This is a genomic window from Streptomyces roseicoloratus, from assembly GCF_004117935.1.
Lineage (GTDB): Bacteria > Actinomycetota > Actinomycetes > Streptomycetales > Streptomycetaceae > Streptomyces > Streptomyces roseicoloratus.
This window is the reverse complement of record NZ_SDOY01000110.1, coordinates 1-16676: the sequence shown is the minus strand read 5'-3', so window position 1 is coordinate 16676 and position 16676 is coordinate 1. Positions and strand designations below refer to the sequence as shown.

General features: G+C 72.8%; 15 protein-coding genes and 1 pseudogene. 2 read left to right on the top strand and 14 right to left on the bottom strand.

All coding sequences use genetic code 11. From position 1 onward, the window contains the following. The first annotated feature begins 82 nt into the window (after positions 1-82). Positions 83-1666 carry an acyl-CoA carboxylase subunit beta gene (locus ESG85_RS12595; RefSeq protein ID WP_128978551.1) on the top strand — a complete coding sequence of 528 codons (1584 nt, stop codon included), beginning with the start codon at positions 83-85 and terminating at the stop codon, positions 1664-1666. 14 nt (positions 1667-1680) lie between these two features. Further along, a complete protein-coding gene (locus tag ESG85_RS12590; RefSeq protein ID WP_128978550.1) occupies positions 1681-1881 on the top strand; it encodes an acyl-CoA carboxylase subunit epsilon in 201 nt (66 codons plus the stop codon). 97 nt (positions 1882-1978) lie between these two features. On the opposite strand, the gene ESG85_RS34960 is transcribed toward ESG85_RS12590, so the two are convergent. The 14 genes and pseudogenes from ESG85_RS34960 to ESG85_RS12520 form a co-directional block, all read right to left on the bottom strand. Beyond that, positions 1979-3580 (bottom strand): hypothetical protein, encoded by a 1602-nt coding sequence (locus tag ESG85_RS34960; RefSeq protein WP_164986230.1) that lies wholly within the window; start codon positions 3578-3580, stop codon positions 1979-1981. Continuing rightward, a complete protein-coding gene (locus ESG85_RS12580; RefSeq protein ID WP_128978548.1) occupies positions 3567-4502 on the bottom strand; it encodes a PP2C family serine/threonine-protein phosphatase in 936 nt (311 codons plus the stop codon). The genes ESG85_RS34960 and ESG85_RS12580 overlap by 14 nt, the downstream gene beginning before the upstream one ends. Further along, a complete protein-coding gene (locus ESG85_RS12575; RefSeq protein WP_246094960.1) occupies positions 4499-5287 on the bottom strand; it encodes a vWA domain-containing protein in 789 nt (262 codons plus the stop codon). The genes ESG85_RS12580 and ESG85_RS12575 overlap by 4 nt, the downstream gene beginning before the upstream one ends. A 124-nt stretch (positions 5288-5411) precedes the next feature. After that, positions 5412-6026, bottom strand: coding sequence for a hypothetical protein (locus ESG85_RS12570; RefSeq protein ID WP_128978546.1), 615 nt, complete (start codon positions 6024-6026; stop codon positions 5412-5414). A gap of 775 nt (positions 6027-6801) precedes the next feature. Then, positions 6802-7278 (bottom strand): hypothetical protein, encoded by a 477-nt coding sequence (locus tag ESG85_RS12565; protein WP_128978544.1) that lies wholly within the window; start codon positions 7276-7278, stop codon positions 6802-6804. Then, positions 7268-8269, bottom strand: coding sequence for a serine/threonine-protein kinase (locus ESG85_RS12560; RefSeq protein WP_128978542.1), 1002 nt, complete (start codon positions 8267-8269; stop codon positions 7268-7270). Before ESG85_RS12560 ends, ESG85_RS12565 begins: the two co-directional genes overlap by 11 nt. Before the next feature lie 124 nt (positions 8270-8393). Beyond that, positions 8394-8975, bottom strand: coding sequence for a GTP-binding protein (locus ESG85_RS12555; RefSeq protein ID WP_069978110.1), 582 nt, complete (start codon positions 8973-8975; stop codon positions 8394-8396). Continuing rightward, on the bottom strand, positions 8956-9513 hold the full coding sequence (locus tag ESG85_RS12550) for a DUF742 domain-containing protein (RefSeq protein WP_128978540.1): 558 nt from the start codon (positions 9511-9513) through the stop codon (positions 8956-8958). Before ESG85_RS12550 ends, ESG85_RS12555 begins: the two co-directional genes overlap by 20 nt. A gap of 93 nt (positions 9514-9606) precedes the next feature. Continuing rightward, on the bottom strand, positions 9607-10020 hold the full coding sequence (locus tag ESG85_RS12545) for a roadblock/LC7 domain-containing protein (RefSeq protein ID WP_128978734.1): 414 nt from the start codon (positions 10018-10020) through the stop codon (positions 9607-9609). A gap of 10 nt (positions 10021-10030) precedes the next feature. After that, positions 10031-13288 (bottom strand): sensor histidine kinase, encoded by a 3258-nt coding sequence (locus ESG85_RS12540; RefSeq protein WP_128978539.1) that lies wholly within the window; start codon positions 13286-13288, stop codon positions 10031-10033. 363 nt (positions 13289-13651) lie between these two features. Further along, on the bottom strand, positions 13652-14239 hold the full coding sequence (locus ESG85_RS12535; protein ID WP_128978537.1) for a GTP-binding protein: 588 nt from the start codon (positions 14237-14239) through the stop codon (positions 13652-13654). After that, positions 14220-14627, bottom strand: a complete 408-nt coding sequence (locus tag ESG85_RS12530; protein ID WP_128978535.1) for a DUF742 domain-containing protein — start codon at positions 14625-14627, stop codon at positions 14220-14222. The genes ESG85_RS12535 and ESG85_RS12530 overlap by 20 nt, the downstream gene beginning before the upstream one ends. A 212-nt stretch (positions 14628-14839) precedes the next feature. Then, entirely contained in the window at positions 14840-15253 is a 414-nt protein-coding gene (locus tag ESG85_RS12525) for a roadblock/LC7 domain-containing protein (protein WP_128978732.1), read from the bottom strand. Positions 15254-15262: 9 nt separating this feature from the next. Next, positions 15263-16676, bottom strand: a pseudogene (locus tag ESG85_RS12520) (hypothetical protein); the annotation flags it as partial.

Below are 16676 nucleotides of genomic sequence, written 5' to 3'. Positions count from 1 at the left end.
TCATGCCCCGCCAGGATTCGACACGGAGGACTGTACGGAGTCGACGGCGGGGTTTTCTTGTGTGAGTTCGTAGGGTCGGTACATGACCGTTGTGGACCAGATCCCGAGCGAGCCCGCTGACGCCCGTGGCCGTGTGGCCGAGCTCCACGAGCTGCGCGAGCAGGCTCGTCGAGGCCCGAGTGACCGGGCGACCGAGGCGCAGCACGCCAAGGGCAAGCTGACCGCTCGCGAGCGCATCGAGCTGCTGCTCGACCCTGGTTCCTTCAGCGAGGTCGAGCAGCTGCGCCGGCACCGCGCGCAGGGCTTCGGTCTGGAGGCCAAGAAGCCGTACACCGACGGTGTCATCACCGGCTGGGGCACGGTGGAGGGCCGCACGGTCTTCGTCTACGCCCACGACTTCCGGATCTTCGGCGGCGCCCTCGGCGAGGCCCACGCCACCAAGATCCACAAGATCATGGACATGGCCATCGCGGCCGGTGCCCCGCTGGTCTCCCTGAACGACGGCGCCGGCGCGCGCATCCAGGAGGGCGTCTCCGCCCTCGCCGGCTACGGCGGCATCTTCCAGCGCAACACCAGGGCCTCCGGCGTCATCCCGCAGATCTCGGTGATGCTCGGCCCGTGCGCCGGCGGCGCGGCCTACAGCCCCGCGCTGACCGACTTCGTCTTCATGGTCCGCGAGACCTCGCAGATGTTCATCACCGGTCCGGACGTCGTCAAGGCGGTCACCGGCGAGGAGATCACCCAGAACGGCCTCGGCGGCGCCGACGTCCACGCCGAGACCTCCGGCGTCGCGCACTTCGCGTACGACGACGAGGAGACCTGCATCGCCGAGGTGCGCTACCTCCTGTCGATGCTCCCGCAGAACAACCGCGAGAACCCGCCGACCGCCCCCTCCGAGGACCCGGCCGACCGCCGCTCGGACGTGCTGCTCGACCTCGTGCCCGCCGACGGCAACCGCCCGTACGACATGCACAAGGTCATCGAGGAGCTCGTCGACGAGGGCGACTACCTGGAGATCCACGAGCGCTGGGCCCGCAACATCATCTGCGCCCTCGCCCGCCTGGACGGCCAGGTCGTCGGCATCGTCGCCAACCAGCCGCAGTCACTGGCCGGCGTCCTGGACATCGAGGCGTCCGAGAAGGCCGCGCGCTTCGTGCAGATGTGCGACGCGTTCAACATCCCGATCATCACCCTTCTGGACGTACCCGGCTTCCTCCCTGGTGTAGACCAGGAGCACGGTGGAATCATCCGGCACGGCGCGAAGCTGCTGTACGCGTACTGCAACGCGACCGTGCCCCGGATCTCGCTGATCCTGCGCAAGGCGTACGGCGGCGCCTACATCGTCATGGACTCCCAGTCCATCGGTGCCGACCTGACCTACGCCTGGCCCACCAACGAAATCGCGGTGATGGGTGCCGAGGGCGCCGCCAACGTGATCTTCCGCAAGCAGATCGCGGAGGCCGAGGACCCCGAGGCCATGCGCGCGCGCATGGTCAAGGAGTACAAGGCCGAGCTCATGCACCCGTACTACGCCGCGGAGCGCGGCCTGGTCGACGACGTCATCGACCCCGCCGAGACCCGCGAGGTCCTGATCAAGTCCCTCGCGATGCTCCGCACCAAGCACGCCGACCTGCCGTCCCGCAAGCACGGCAACCCGCCTCAGTAAGAGGAGCCCACGAAGTGACCACGCCTGCCACGGACAACCTTCTCCGCGTCGAGAAGGGCCACGCCGACCCCGAGGAGCTGGCCGCCATCACCGCGGTCCTGCTCGCCCGCGCCGCCGCCCAGCCCGGCGAGCCCGCCCACCGCGGCCGCTCCACGGCCGGCTGGCGCCGCCTCGAGCGCGAGAACGGCTTCCGCGCGCCGCACAGCTGGCGCTGACGCCGGCGCGCCGGCGACGACACGGCGGAGGGCCGGAACCCATCGGGTTCCGGCCCTCCGCCGTGTCACGGCCCGTGCCACCGCCGTGCACGAGTAGTCAGGAGATCAGCGCCTGGATCAGCGCGATGACACCCCAGACCACGCCGATCAGGACGCCGAGCACGATCGCCAGGAAGGTCAGTCCCAGGGCGATGTCGCCCTTGGTGAGAGGCGGAGGCGTCTCGCGGGCGCCGGCCGCCGCCTCGGAGGAGCCGGCGGAACCACTCCCGGTCGCCTTGCGCGCCGCGTTCGCCGTCCCTCCGGCCGGCGTGGCCTTGGGTGTCGAGGTCTTGGCCGTCGTGGCTTGGGGCGCCGTCGGCGGTGCGTTCTTCGGCGTCGCCGTCGTCCTCGCCGTCGGCTGGGACGCGGCCTTCGCGGCGGTCGGCTTGGTGGTCGCCTTCGAGGACGGGGTCGCCGCCGGTTTCGACGACGCCGCGGACGCCGCGGATGCCGAGGACGAGGCCCTCGACGACGAGGCCCTCGACGACGAGGCCGTCGAGGACGCCGTCGGGGAAGTCGACGCCGTGCGCGACGAGCCCGTGCCCCGGCCGCTCCTCCCGGCCCCGCCCGGACCCGCGACGAACGGGTCGTGGTGACCGTTCGCCGCGTGCGCGCACCACGGGCAGGACGTGAGGTGCCCGCCGTAGTGGTGGGCCGGCACCGTGCGGCACTCGACGACGGACTCCTTCGCCTCGTCGAGCGCCTGCAGCCACTCCGCCGACGAGGGACGGCGTGCCGGCTCGCGCCAGCCCGGGCCGAAGGCCTGCCGGGCGAGCCGTGCCACCTCGGGCGGCAGCCACCGGACCGGCAGCTGCCGGTCCGGCACGCGCATCCGGTCGGGACACACCAGGAACGAGCTTCCGGCGAGGATGTTGTCCTTACGGGTCGACTCGGCCGGCCCTTGTCGCGGAGTGCCGTCGTACGGGTGGTTGCCCGCGGTCAGCAGCTGGTAGACGAGCACCGCGAGCGCGAAGTCGTCCGAGTGCCGGGTGGCCGGCCCGCCGCTGTGCCGCTCGGGCCCCGCACAGTCGTCCGTGAACACGTCGCTGCCGAAGAACTCACCGGTCAGCGAGTCGGTGAAGGCGAAGGAGTCGCAGTCGAGCAAGGTGACGAAGCCCCGCTGGTCGGCGACCGCGTTCGCGCTGGACAGATCGCCCGCCAGGACGTTCCGCTCGTGCAGCTGCGCCGTCATGTACGCGAGGTTGGAGGCCACGCCCAGCAGGAACCGCCAGTGCGCCCGGCCCCCGTACCGGCGCAGCCGCTCGCGCTTCTGGAGCAGCCCGCTCAGCTGGACGTGGTTCGCCGGGTCCAGGAACGGCATGGCGTAGCCGACCGTACGCCCGCCCGTCTCGATCAGCTGCAGCGGCCACGCCAGCATGGGCGGCTGCCCGGGGGTGAGCCGCTCGCCGGCCAGCGGATCGGCGCGCAGCATCGCGGTGAGCCGGCGCAGCTGGGCCGCGTCGGGCGACCGGTCGTAGATCTTGCCCGCCAGGTGGGTCCGTTCCGCGAGGGCCCACACGCTGCCCTGCCCGCCGGTGCCCAGGGGACGGCCCTTGCGGGTGATCGGGGTGCCGTCGCCGAGCGTCAGGTCGACGTGGTCCGGGACGGCGCCGTCGCCGTCGTCGGAGGCGCTGTCAGGGGTGTCGTCAGTGGTCGTCATGTCGTATCGCCCACAGGAGAGTCTTGTCGTCCCCGGTCACTCGGGAGATCTGGTCGGAGGCGAGGAAGTCCTTCAGCCGGTGGTCCTCCTCGTCGTGGTCGTAGTCGGCCCGGGCGAGCCGGTCGAAGAGATGGCCGACGAACGCGTCGTGGGGCAGCGGATGCCCTCCGGGGGAGCGGCGCAGCAGGGCGTGGGTGAGCCCGTCGGTGGACAGCAGCACCCCGTCGATCCGGTCGTCGCGGACACAGTCCACCCGCAGCCGGCCGAGTGCCGTCGGCGAGCCGAGGAAGACGGTCTCGTTGGCGTACTCGCTGCCGGAGGGCGGCTGGGGCAGGAGGTGGTACGAGGCCGGTGCCGCGGCCGCGGAAGGCGGGGGCGCCGCGGGGCCCGCCTCCCCGTCGGCGCCGCCGCCGGCGACACGGTCGGCGGCCCGGGCGGCGGCTCCCGGTGCGCCGCGGCCGGTGACGTCCGGCGCGGCGAGGGCGGAGTGGCTCTCCGCCCGTACCAGCACCAGACCGTCGCCGACCGACGCCTGACCGAGCCAGCCCTCGGCGGCCACCACCACCGTGAGGGTCGTGGCATAGGGACTCGCGGGCCCCGCGCACCAGTTCAGGAACTCGGCGCGGACCTCGCGGAACGCCTCGGTCATCAACTCCGTGCGACTCCGCGGGTCGTCGCCGTGCCGCCACGGCGCGGCGATCGGCGCGAAGGCGTCGACCGCGAGCCGCACCGCCGCCCGCGCGCCCTCGCCCGAGCGCTCCGCGCTGCCCGCGCCGTCCGCCACCGCGAGGACCAGTCCGCCCGGGGTCTCCCGGTGCAGCCAGGCGTCCTGGCAGGGCTTGCTGTCGCGCAGGTGCCGGTAGCCGACCGAGCTGATCCCGTGCACCCGCCAGCGGCGGGACGGCCGGCCCCGCGGCCTCACGCGGGGACCTGTCCGCCGCCGCGCCGGCGCTTGAGCCGGGCGAAGATCTCCTGGAACTCGGCCTCGTCGGCGCCGCCCTGGGTGGCCCGGGCGCTGTGCGACATCGCGGTGAGCAGCTCGGCGAACGGGAAGCCGTCCAGCCAGGCGTGGTAGTGCGGGGCCAGCTCCTTGAGCACCCCCTCGGCCCCGGAGTGCCGCTCGCCGACGCCGACCGCGAACAGCCGGAAGCGGCGCTCCTCCTCGGCCCTGCGCAGCTCCGGCAGCAGGTCGCGGTACGCGTGCGAGAACCGGCCCTGTTCGTCGCTCGGCGCGCCGTCCGTGACCACGCAGATCTGCGGGCGGTAGTAGGTGAGGCCCTCGTCGCGCAGCCCCGCCTTGTAGTCGGCGACCACCTCCATGGCGAGCCGCAGCGCCCGGTCCATGAGCGTCACTCCGTGCGCGCGCAGCAGCGGCGGCCGGAACTCGTGCGCCGGTACGAACGGGCTGTGCGGCCAGCGCGGGGCGACCGCGCCGAGCGGCGTGGCGCCCTGCCACACGGTGATGCCCTCGTCGCCGCCGAAGGTGATGAGCGCGACGTCGACGGCGGCGCTGAGCGCGGTGTCCTCGGCGAGGCTCTCCGCCCAGGACGCGAGGGCCTCGTTGAGCGCGTCGATCGCCTTGCTCTGGGTGAGGGAGGAGGAGGTGTCCAGGCAGAGCAGCAGCGGCAGCCGCTGGGCGCTGTCGAACTCGAAGCCCATGTACGGCACGGGGAGCGGGGCTTCGTCGGGACTTGCGGTCGGGTACACGGCTACTCCGTCGAGCGAAGGGTGGGGACGTGGAAGGTGAAGGCGGAAGCCTGTGGAGACGGTGCGGGAGAGGGAGGCGGTGGAAGGGGAGCGGAGGCGGGCGGACGTGGTCAGGGGCCGGCGGTCACCGGAGGGGCCCGGCGATCAGCAGCGGCGGATCGGTGTCCGGCGTCACGGTGACCCTGACCGGGTCGCCGGGCCGGGGATAGGCGTCGGCGGGACCCCGCCAGCGGGCCCGGTACAGACCGCCGTCCCACTCGACGTAACCCTCGGGCCGGAGCCAGGTGACGGCGGTGACGACGGCCCGGCAGCCGGTTCCGAGCGGCAGCGTGTCGGCCGCGCGCCCGGCCGTGGCGCCGGGCGCGGACGCCGAGTCCGCGAGCGGGCCGGTGTCCGGGCCGGGCCCCGCGGGCTCGGCCTCGGGTGGCGTCCGTGGATGCGGCCGCGCCGGGGGGCCGGGGCGCTCCGCGGGCCGGGCGGCCCGCGGAAGGGCCCTGGGTTCGGGTGCCGGTTCCGGTGGGGCGGGGCGGTGCGGTGCGGGCTCCTCCCCGCGGAGGTGCCATCCGCGCGGAAGCTCGGGCGGCCGGCCCTGCGCGGGGTCCGGGGCGGACGCCGCCGGCGTCTCCGGGGCCGGACCGGTTCCGTCGTCCTCGGGACGCGGGCCCGATGCGGCCCTGAACGGGAGCAGGGCGGAGGCGGCGTCGATCGCGCTGCCGAGCAGGGAACGCCCGGTGGCCACGGCCCACAGGACGTCGTCCTGGAGCCGAGGCGACCGCCCGGGCCGGCTCCGCGGCCGCGGAAGCCCGGGCTTCCCGGATTCCGCCCCGGATTCGACCCCGGACCCGGGCCCGGTTCCGCCACCGGGGCCGGCCCCGGGTCCGGTCCCGGATTCCGTCCCGACGTCGGACCCGTACCCGGCGCCGAGGCCGGACCCGGACCCGCCCCTGGCCCCTCGCGCGCCGCGTACGTCGGACCCCTCCACCTCCGAGCCATCCACCTCCGAGCCGCGCATCCCCGAGCCGCGTGCCTCGACGCCGCGTGCCTCGACGCCGCGTGCCTCGACGCCGCGTGCCTCGACGTCGCGCGCCTTCGAGGCGTACGGCTCCGGCCCGCCCGCCCCGGTCCCGTACGGCTCCGGCCCCGTCAGTTCCCGACGGCCCGTCCGGCGCGGCCCGGAACGGCGTTCACCGGCCCCGGACCCTCCGAACCCGGACCCTCCGAGCCCGGACCCTTCGGCCCCGGGCTCGCCGGATCCGAGTTCCCCGGCCGCGCGGTCCCGTGCCCGCCGTTCCAGGGCTCGTCGCTCCCGCAGCCGCCGTTCCTCCTCCCGCCGTTCCGCCCGCAGCTCCTGCGCCCTGCGCTGGTCCCGGCGCCGTTCCTCCCGGCGCTCATCGGGGTCGTCGTGGCTCCCCGAACCGGGGAACCAGGAGCCCGTGCTCGCCCAGAGGCCGACGAGCAGGATCACCAGGGGCAGCACCGTGAAGGCCAGGATCAGCGCCGGCGGCTCCACGGGATCACTCCGGTCCGGCGAGGTCATCGGTGCTCCGCAGCACGAATCCGAGGTCGTGGCACTCGCGCAGGAGCCGCACCGAGCGGTCGAGCAGCCCGTCGAGGGTCGTGGCGAAGCCGGTGGCGGTCAGATGGCAGACCAGCGGCAGGGTGAGGACCGCGGACAGCAGCGGCTCGTCGCTCCGGGCGTCCCCGAGCACCGCCGTCGGGGTCACCTCGCGGGCGTTCCACGCGGTCGCGGCCGCCGCGGTCGGCGCGAGCCGGTCCGCCGGGACGAGCGTCCCGTCGGACACGGCGACCACGAGCGATCCGGCGGCCCGGCTGACGTCCACGGTGAGCCGGGGCCCGGACGGGCCGCCCGCCTTGGTCTCCAGATACAGCGCGCCGTCCTCGGTGTGGACGGGCTCACCGCGCCGGCGCGCCCACTCCCACGTCAACGACTCCCAGCCGTCGAGGAGTTCGACCACGGGCTCATCGGGCATGCTGCAGAACCGCCTTCCGGATCAGCGGACGGGAGAGCCCCGACGCGAGCAGCCGGGCGGCGACCGGGCGCAGGGCGCAGCCCTCGCCGGCGCCCGGCGGCCCGGGCACATGGCAGTGGTGCGGGGGATCGGCCACGGGGACGGTGGGCTGCCGGGGCGGCCGGACGGGCGGACGGCCGGGTCCGGGCGGGGGCTTCACGAGGGCGCCGAGCTCCGCCATCAGCCGTTCGGGCAGCGGCCGTTCGGCCGGCGCGGGAGACAGACAGGCGCGGACGACCGAGGCGAGCGCGGGCGGCACGCCGGTGAGCCGGGGCGGCATGCCCTGGTAGATCCGCAGGGTGGCCGGGAGCCCGTGCCCGAAGGGCAGCAGTCCGGTCGCGGCGAAGGCCAGGACCACGCCCAGCGCGAACACGTCGACGGCGGGCGTCGGTTCGCCGCCGCGCAGGCTCTCCGCCGGCACGTAGCCGTGGGTGCCGGGCGGGGACTGGGGGTCCGTCAGGCCCTTGGTGGCGCTGTGCGAGCGGACGATGCCGAAGTCGATGATCCTGGGCTCGCCGTCCTCCAGGATGATGTTGGTGGGCTTGAGGTCCCGGTGGATGAGTCCGTGGGCGTGCACGCCCGCCAGCGCCTCGGCGAGCATCGCGCCGAGCTCCGCCACCCGCCGCTCGCCCAACGGGCCCCTTCTGCGGACGTGTTCGTCCAGGGTGGGACCCTCCACGTAGCGGGAGGCGAGCCAGAAGGGCGGGGTGGCGGTCTGGGCGTCGTACAAGGGGAGCGTGTACGGACTGCGCACGTCGCGCAGGGCCTCGACCTCGCGGTGGAAGCGCACCCGTCCGGTGTGGGAGTGGGCGAGCTCGGTGCTGATCACCTTGACGGCCAGCCGCAGTCCGCCGGGCGTGCGGCAGAGGTACACCTTGCCCATCCCGCCGTTGCCCAGCGTGCGTTCGACCGTGAAGCGCCCGATCCGGCGCGTGCCGTCCAGCGAACCCATGTCTCCCCCCGAGGTCCCCGTACAACGTACTGGGACGCCGGTGCCGGCGTGACCGGTTTCACGACGAAGGCCGTGTCCCCCTTCCGGGGGACACGGCCTTCGGGGGCGTGCGGCGGCGGGACGACTACCGCAGGCGGGCCATGAGGGCGTGCTCGACGAGGGTGATGAGCGCGCTCTTCGCGTCCGCGCGGTGGCGGGCGTCGGTGGTGATGATCGGGGTGTCGGGGCCGATCTGGAGCGCCTCGCGCACCTCGTCGGGCGTGTACGGCTGGTGCCCGTCGAAGCCGTTGAGGGCGATCACGAAGGGGAGGCCCGAGTTCTCGAAGTAGTCGACCGCGGGGAAGCAGTCGGCGAGACGGCGGGTGTCCACGAGCACGACGGCGCCGATGGCACCGCGGACCAGGTCGTCCCACATGAACCAGAAGCGGTCCTGACCGGGCGTACCGAAGAGGTACAGGATCAGGTCCTGGTCCAGGGTGATGCGGCCGAAGTCCATGGCGACGGTCGTCGTCGTCTTGTCGCCCGTGTGGGTGAGGTCGTCGATGCCCGCGGAAGCGGACGTCATCACGGCCTCGGTTCGCAGCGGGTTGATCTCCGAGACCGCGCCGACGAACGTGGTCTTGCCCACGCCGAAGCCACCCGCCACCACGATCTTCGCGCTGGTGGTTGAACGGGCCGCACCGCCGCTAGAGCTTGCGAAGTCCACTGAGCACCCTTTCGAGCAGTGTCACGTCTGGCTGACCGCCGGCGGCCTCGTCGCCGCCGGGCTGGTGGATGGCGACGAGTCCGGCCTCGGCCAGGTCGGCGACGAGAATCCGGGCAACGCCGAGGGGGATGGAGAGGAGGGCCGAGATCTCCGCGACCGACTTGATCTCGAAGCACAGCCGGCAGATCCGCTGGTGCTCGGGCAACTGGCCCTGCAGCCGGGCCGGGTCGGCCGTGGTGCTGACCAGCGCCTCGATGGCGAGCTGGTAGCGCGGCCTGGTCCGGCCACCGGTCATCGCGTACGGACGCACCAGCGGGTTGTTCCCGCCCGAGCTCCCCGAGCCGCCCTGACCGCCCCGGCGGCCGGCCGGAGCGGCGGGCGCACCGGCGTGCGCGGGCTGGGAGTGCGGCTGCTGGTAGGGCTGTGCGGGTCTGCTCGGCGTGGAGGGAAAGTTGTACCGGTTCTGCGCGGGGTCGCCGAGCGGCGCCTGATGCGCGTCAAAACCGTTGTAGGGGCTTGCGCCCGGGGGTGTACCCACGTGTCCTCCTCCGACTGCCTCGCAGCCCCATGTCCCTTGGAACCGCGCCACCGCACCCTACGGTGCGGTGACGAGAAACGCACTGTCTGTCTGCTAGTTGAGCAGACTTCCCTGGAGTTCCGCGCGCAGGTCGGGCGTCAGGACGCTTCCCGCGCGGTCGACGAGCAGGGCCATCTCGTAGCCCACGAGGCCGATGTCGGACTCGGGGTGGGCGAGCACGGCCAGCGAGGAGCCGTCCGAGATCGACATGATGAAGAGGAAGCCCCGCTCCATCTCCACGACCGTCTGGTTGACCGCGCCGCCCTCGAAGATCCGGGACGCGCCCGCGGTCAGCGAGGTCAGCCCGGACGCGACCGCCGCAAGCTGGTCGGCGCGGTCCCGGGGGAATCCCTCGGACATCGCCAGCAGGAGGCCGTCGGCGGAGACCACCACCGTGTGGGACACCCCGGGGGTGTTGTCCACGAAGTTGGTGATCAACCAGTTCAGATTCTGCGCCGCCTGGCTCATCGCGCTCACACTAACGCTCCTGGTTGTAGGTGTTGCCCGGGCCGAGGCCCGATCCGTTCGTGTCCGTACCCGCGGTGCGTCCCTGCTGGACGCCGCGGCGCAGGTTGCTCAGCCTGCCCCGGACGTCCTCCGGTGCGCGGGAGACCTGGGGGCCGCCCTGCGGGGTCTGCTCCGCGGCGCCCTCGACCAGGTTGGCCTTGGGAACCCGTCGCGGAAGGCCGGAGGGGGTGACCCCGCCCGCCTTCGGGTCGCGGAGCTTCTCGGCCCGGGTCCAGCGCTCGTCGTTGGCGGAGCGCCATTCCCCGGAACCGTCGGCTTCCGTGCCGGCCGGTCCGGCGTTCCGGTCCGGCGACGCGGGCTGCGCCGGCCGCTGGGTCTGCGACGCCTGCGGGGCGACGCTGCCGCGACGGGGCAGACCGGCGTCGGTCAGCGCGTGGCCGGCGTCCGGGCCGGTACCCGGCGTGGCACCGGGACGGTCGAAGCCTACGCGGTCGCGGTCCTGTTCGGGAGCGGCCTGGGCAGATTCCGGTTCCGTTCCGAACGCCTGCGCGAAGCCGTCGCCATAGCCGGCCTGCTGCTGCCACTCGGCCTGCTGGGACTGGGGTTCGTAGCCGTTCTCGTATCCCTGGTGGCCGTTCACGCCGCCGTCGTACGAGGCTTCCGCATATGCCTGGTCCCGGTACGACCCGTCGGTCTGCCCGTAGCCGTCGTAACCCTGCTCGGCGTAGCCGAAGGCGTCCTGGCCCTGACCGTGCTGCGGGTCCTGGGAACCCTGCTGCGCGTACTCCTGCGCGTAGTCCTGCTGGTACTCCTGCGCGTACTCGCCGCCGTACGGCTGTGCGTAGCCCTGCTCGTTCCCCTGCGGTACGTACGTCTGCTGCGCGGGCTCACCCGCGGCTTCCTCGTACGGCGCGTGGTCGGGGCCCTGGTGGTGCACCTGGGCCTCCAGGGCCGCCCGGCGCTCCTCGCGCATCAGGGAACGGTTCACCGGGTCGAGCTGGCGCTCGTCGCCCTGCTGCTCGTAGCGCGAGTCGTCGAAGCCGAGTTCGGCGGCGGTGCGCATCGGCTGCGCCTGCGGCTCGAACGCGGAGAGCGACTGCTGCGGGATCATCTGCGAGACGGTGAAGTCGTCCTGCAGCGGCGCCTCGCCACCGCCACCGTGCGTGATCGCGTCCGGCAGCATGACCAGCGACGTGGTGCCGGCCTGCTCGCCCGACGGGCGCAGCTGGACACGGACGCCGTGCCGGTCGGCCAGCCGGCCGACCACGAACAGGCCCATGCGCTGCGAGACGGCGGCGTCCACGGTCGGCGGGTTCGCCAGCTTGTGGTTGATGTCCGCGAAGTCCTCGGCGGTGAGTCCGATGCCCTTGTCGTGGATCTCGACCATGACGCGGCCGTCCGGGAGACGGGTCGCGGTGACGCGGACCTTGGTCTGCGGGGAGGAGAACGTCGTGGCGTTCTCCAGGAGCTCGGCGAGCAGGTGCACGAGGTCGGTCACGGCCTGGCCGTGGATGTCGGCCTCGGGGACGCCCTCGATCTCGATGCGCTCGTACTGCTCCACCTCGGAGGCGGCGGCGCGCATGACGTCGACCAGCGGGACCGGCTGGTCCCAGCGGCGGCCGGGGTCCTGGCCGGCGAGGACCAGGAGGTTCTCGCCGTTGCGGCGCATACGGGTGGCCAGGTGGTCCAGGCGGAAGAGGTTCTCCAGCTGGTCCGGGTCGGCCTCGTTGTTCTCCAGGTCGGTGATGAGGGTCAGCTGGCCCTCGATGAGCGACTGGTTGCGCTGCGAGAGGTTGGTGAAGATCGCGTTGATGTTGCCGCGGAGCAGGGCCTGCTCGGCGGCGAGCCGGACGGCCTCGCGGTGCACCTGGTCGAAGGCGCGGGCGACCTCGCCGATCTCGTCCGTGGAGTCGATCGGGATGGGCTGCACGCGGGTGTCGACCCGGCCGGGCTCGGTCCGGGAGAGCTGGTCGACCAGCATCGGCAGGCGCTGCTCGGCGATGCCGAAGGCGGCCGTGCGGAGCTCGCGCATGGAGCGGCTCATCTGGCGGGCCATCAGACCGGCCAGGATGAAGGCGGCGAGCAGGGCGATGACGGTGATGCCACCGGTGACGTAGGCGTCGGTCTTGGCGTCCTCGGAGATCTCGGCGGCCTCGGTCACGGCCTTGTCGACGAGTTCCTTCTCGACCTCGGTGTAGCCGTCGAACTTGGCGGTGGCGACGGCCATCCAGGTGTCGGAGGTGATGCTCTGCTTCTTCAGGTCCGCGATGGCCTCGGCGTCCTTGGCGGAGCCGATGGCCTGGGCGACGCCGGCGTAGACGGAGGTGTCCTTGCCGCTGCCCTTGGGCAGCTCGATGCCGAGCGCCGCCATCTTCTTGGCGCCCTCGGCGGACTTGCCGGCCATGACCTGCTTCAGCCGCTCGACGTCGGCCTCGGTGCCGCCGGACTGGAACTCGCCGAGAGCGATCTGCTCCAGGTAGTTGTACGAGTTGAAGGCGACCGACTGCTGGGCGAAGACCTCGTCCTTCTGGCTGGGCCGGACGAGCAGCTGGGTGCCGATGGAGCGCTGGAGGGACTCGGCGGCCTTCGCCAGCTGGACGGCGTAGACGGTACGGCCGTAGCTGGTGATGTTGCCGGTGCCCAGGCCGAGCTCGTTGGAGAACTCCATGAGGTAGTGCTGGCACTCGGTGTAGCCGAGCTGGGTGTTCACCGGGTCGAGCGAGCGGGTGTACGCGACCTTGCGCAGCTCCTGGAGGCGCGGCTCGGCGTCCCGGAAGAGCCGGAGGCGGCGCTCGAGGCCCTGGCCGCTCGGCATGTTCTTCACGGCCTCGTCGAACGTGACCTTGGCGGCGTCGGTGGCGGCGTAGGCCTGGGTGACCTCGTCGCTCTGGCGGTCCGCGGCGGTCTTGGCCTTGAGCAGCGGTGCGGCGGTGAGGTCACGCTCGTTGAGCAGCGCCTGGCCGTAGTCCGAGGCGGCGCGCACGATGAGCGCCGTCTTCTCGGCGTCCTGCGCCTCCTGCCAGGTGTCGATGGCCCCCTTCACCTGGAAGCCGCCCATGACGAGGCCGACGAGCACGGGTATGAGGAGGATCGCGTTCAGCCTGGTGGGCACGCGCCAGTTGCGCGGGGACAGCTTGCTGGTGCTGCCCTTGCGGCTCGGGGCCGTCGGTGCAACGGGCTCGTCCACGGGCACGATCGGCCCCCGGGACGGCGGCGTGAAGTTGCCCCGCGTCTGCTGCTCTGCGGAGCTTTCCTTGCTTCGCCTCACTCGACCAACAACCTCTCGGCGCCGGCACCTGCGTTGTGCCGGGTTTTTCGTTCAGGGCCGTACTACTCGGGAGTTCATGAATTCCAGCACGTGAAGGGGGTCCCCTCCAAACAGTGCGAAGCAGCCGGTTTCCGCGCCCCGCGGCACAGATAAAACGGGCATAAAGAGCGAGCCCCGCCAAAAGGCGGGGCTCATGTGAGCGCAGCGGCACCGATCGGATGCGTCGGGTGTCCGAGGGGTCCCAATTCTCTGTCGAAACGTTATGAACCGGTGGAACCATCGGAGGCGGTCGTGTCCAACGACACAGACCGCCCCCAAAACCTCTACGACAACTGACGTATATCAACTTCTCCTTGAGGTGTACTACTTCAACCGCGCCATGAGGGCGTGCTCGACGAGGGTGATGAGCGCGCTCTTCGCGTCCGCGCGGTGCCGCGCGTCGGTCGTGAGGATCGGGGTGTCCGGCCCGATCTGGAGCGCCTCGCGCACCTCGTCGGGCGTGTACGGCTGGTGCCCGTCGAAACCGTTGAGGGCGATCACGAAGGGGAGGCCCGAGTTCTCGAAGTAGTCCACGGCCGGGAAGCAGTCGGCGAGGCGCCGGGTGTCCACGAGCACGACGGCGCCGATGGCACCGCGGACCAGGTCGTCCCACATGAACCAGAAGCGGTCCTGACCGGGCGTACCGAAGAGGTACAGGATCAGGTCCTGGTCCAGCGTGATGCGGCCGAAGTCCATCGCCACCGTGGTGGTCGTCTTCCCACCGGTGTGGGTGAGGTCGTCGATGCCCGCGGAAGCGGACGTCATCACGGCCTCGGTCCGGAGCGGGTTGATCTCGGAGACCGCGCCGACGAACGTGGTCTTGCCCACGCCGAAGCCACCCGCCACCACGATCTTCGCGCTGGTGGTCGAGCGGCCCTGGGAGGCGGAACCGCTAGAGCTTGCGAAGTCCACTGAGCACCCTTTCGAGCAGTGTCACGTCCGGCGTGCCGCCGGCCTCTCCGTTGCCCGGCTGGTGGATGGCCACCATGCCGGCCTCGGCCAGGTCGGCCACGAGGATGCGGGCCACACCGAGCGGCATCGACAGGAGCGCCGACACCTCGGCCACCGACTTCACCTCACGGCAGAGGTGGCAGATGCGCTGGTGTTCCGGAAGCAGCGTGGCCAGGTGCGCCGGGTCGGCCGTCGTGCTGACCAGCGCCTCGATGGCGAGCTGGTAACGCGGCCTGGTCCGGCCGCCGGTCATCGCGTACGGACGGACCAGCGGCTGGTCGCCCTCAGCTCCGTAACCGTCGTCTATCGACGCGCCGTACGGATCGTGAGAGGCGGGGGGCGGGGTCATGAATCCTCCGGGCGTGACAGCAGAACCTTCTGCCGTCTGATGGGGCCGGTGGGGGGCCGGATGGGGCGGCCGGACGGTGAACGGGTCCCGGGCGGTGCGGAGGGGCGCACCGCCCGGGGCGTGTCCTTACGGGTACGGATACGAGGACGGACAGGGAGAGAAGGGACGGTCGGAAAGGCTGCCGGACGGAGGCCCGGCCCGGACCGGTACGACTAGCGCAGCAGGCTGCCCTGCAGCTCCGCGCGCAGATCCGGGGTGAGCACGCTGCCCGCACGGTCGACGAGCAGCGCCATCTCGTAGCCCACGAGGCCGATGTCGCACTCCGGGTGGGCGAGCACGGCCATCGAGGAACCGTCCGAGATCGACATGATGAAGAGGAAGCCGCGCTCCATCTCCACCACGGTCTGGGCCACGGGCCCGCCCTCGAAGATCCGGGACGCCCCCGCGGTCAGCGAGGTCAGTCCGGACGCGACCGCCGCAAGCTGGTCGGCGCGGTCGCGGGGGAAACCTTCGGACATGGCAAGGAGCAGTCCGTCGGCGGAGACCACCACCGTGTGGGACACCCCGGGGGTGTTGTCCACGAAGTTGGTGATCAACCAGTTCAGATTCTGCGCCGCCTGGCTCATCGCGCTCAACTAACGCTCCTGCTGCTGGGTCGGACCGAGAGGGAAGGAACCCGTGGTGGAGTTGCCCGCCTGACGGCCCTGCTGGATACCGCGGCGCAGGTTGGTGAGCCTGCCGCGGACGTCGTCGGGTGCACGGGACACCTGGGGGCCGGCCGACTGGGCCTGCTCCTGGGCGGTGCCCGGCACGAGGTTGGCCCGCGGCACGCGCCGCGGGAGCCCGGAGGTGGTGACACCGCCGGCGGCGGGCTTGCGCACCCGCTCGGCCTGGCGCACCAGCTCGTCGTTGGGCGAGGTCCGCCAGGAGGCGGTCTGGCCGTTGGACCGGCCCGCCTCGGGACGCTGCTCGCCGGCCGAGCCCGGGCGCTCGGCGACGACGGGCGTCTGCATCGTCCGCTCGACGTCCGGCACGCCCTGGGCCGGGGCCTGGTGCGGCTGCGGCTGACCCGGGTACTGGCCGGCGTACTGGCCCTGACCCTGGTTCCGGTCCGGCTGCTGACCCTGGGGCCGGCCCGGGTTCTGGCCGTTCTGCTCCTGCCCCTGCGGGAACCAGTTGGTCTCCAGGGTGTCGTACAGCGGCGTGCGGCCGTCACCGGAGTGCGGCGCCGGCGGCAGGGCCTCCGGCTGACGCGGCTGCTGGAGCTGGGGCTGGCGGGGCTGCTGCGGCTGCTGCGGCTCGTTGGCCGTGCGCTGGCGCGGGGCGGGAGCCGGCGCCTGCGGGGCCTGCCCGGGCGCCTGGGCCTGCGGGACGTACGGCTGGTGGCCGAACTGCTGCCCGGGGGCCTGCTGCGGAGCCTGCTGGGGCGCGCCGAAGTCCGGACGCGCGAACTGCGCGGTGGACGCCGGGTCCTGGGCACCGCCCTGGTAACCCTGCGGGGCCGTCGGCTGCGGAGCCTGCCGGGGCTCCTCGTGACCGCGCGGCGCGTCCAGCGGCGTCATCTCCTGCTGCGGCCTGCGGACCGGCTGCGCCGGGTCGTTGCCCCAGCTCGCGGCCTGCGGCCGGGCGGGCTGCTGCTGCGGCTGCCGACCGCCGCCGGGCAGCTCGCCACCCGGGTAGCCGTTCCCGTCCTGGCGGGGCTCCTGCGGCTGCTGACCACCCTGCGGGGCCTGCGGCCGCTGACCCTGCGGACCGCGCGCGGCCTGGTTGTTCTGGCCGCCCCACACGTCCGTACGGGACGGGATGGCGCTCTGCGCGCCGCCCACGAAACCGCCGGGGGCACCGGCACCGGGACGCTGACCGTCCTGCGGCACGGGCGGCAGCTGCTCGGTCTGCGGACCCTGGGCCTGGGCGGGAGCCTGGCCGGGGCTGCGCTCCTGGAAGAAGTTCTGGCCGCTCGGACCGTTCTGGCCCTGCGCGCCGCCGTCACGGCCGGGCAGCGCCGTGCGGTTCGCGCCGGCGGCGAGCCGGCCGCCGGGCGCGCCCGGG

What these genes read in the sequence shown, in the direction of transcription:
- ESG85_RS34960 (WP_164986230.1), bottom strand. Translation starts at nt 3,580, where the DNA reads ATGACGACCACTGACGACACCCCTGACAGCGCCTCCGACGACGGCGAC.
- ESG85_RS12525 (WP_128978732.1), bottom strand. Translation starts at nt 15,253, where the DNA reads ATGAGCCAGGCGGCGCAGAATCTGAACTGGTTGATCACCAACTTCGTG.
- ESG85_RS12560 (WP_128978542.1), bottom strand. Translation starts at nt 8,269, where the DNA reads ATGGGTTCGCTGGACGGCACGCGCCGGATCGGGCGCTTCACGGTCGAA.
- ESG85_RS12595 (WP_128978551.1), top strand. Translation starts at nt 83, where the DNA reads ATGACCGTTGTGGACCAGATCCCGAGCGAGCCCGCTGACGCCCGTGGC.
- ESG85_RS12565 (WP_128978544.1), bottom strand. Translation starts at nt 7,278, where the DNA reads ATGCCCGATGAGCCCGTGGTCGAACTCCTCGACGGCTGGGAGTCGTTG.
- ESG85_RS12545 (WP_128978734.1), bottom strand. Translation starts at nt 10,020, where the DNA reads ATGAGCCAGGCGGCGCAGAATCTGAACTGGTTGATCACCAACTTCGTG.
- ESG85_RS12530 (WP_128978535.1), bottom strand. Translation starts at nt 14,627, where the DNA reads ATGACCCCGCCCCCCGCCTCTCACGATCCGTACGGCGCGTCGATAGAC.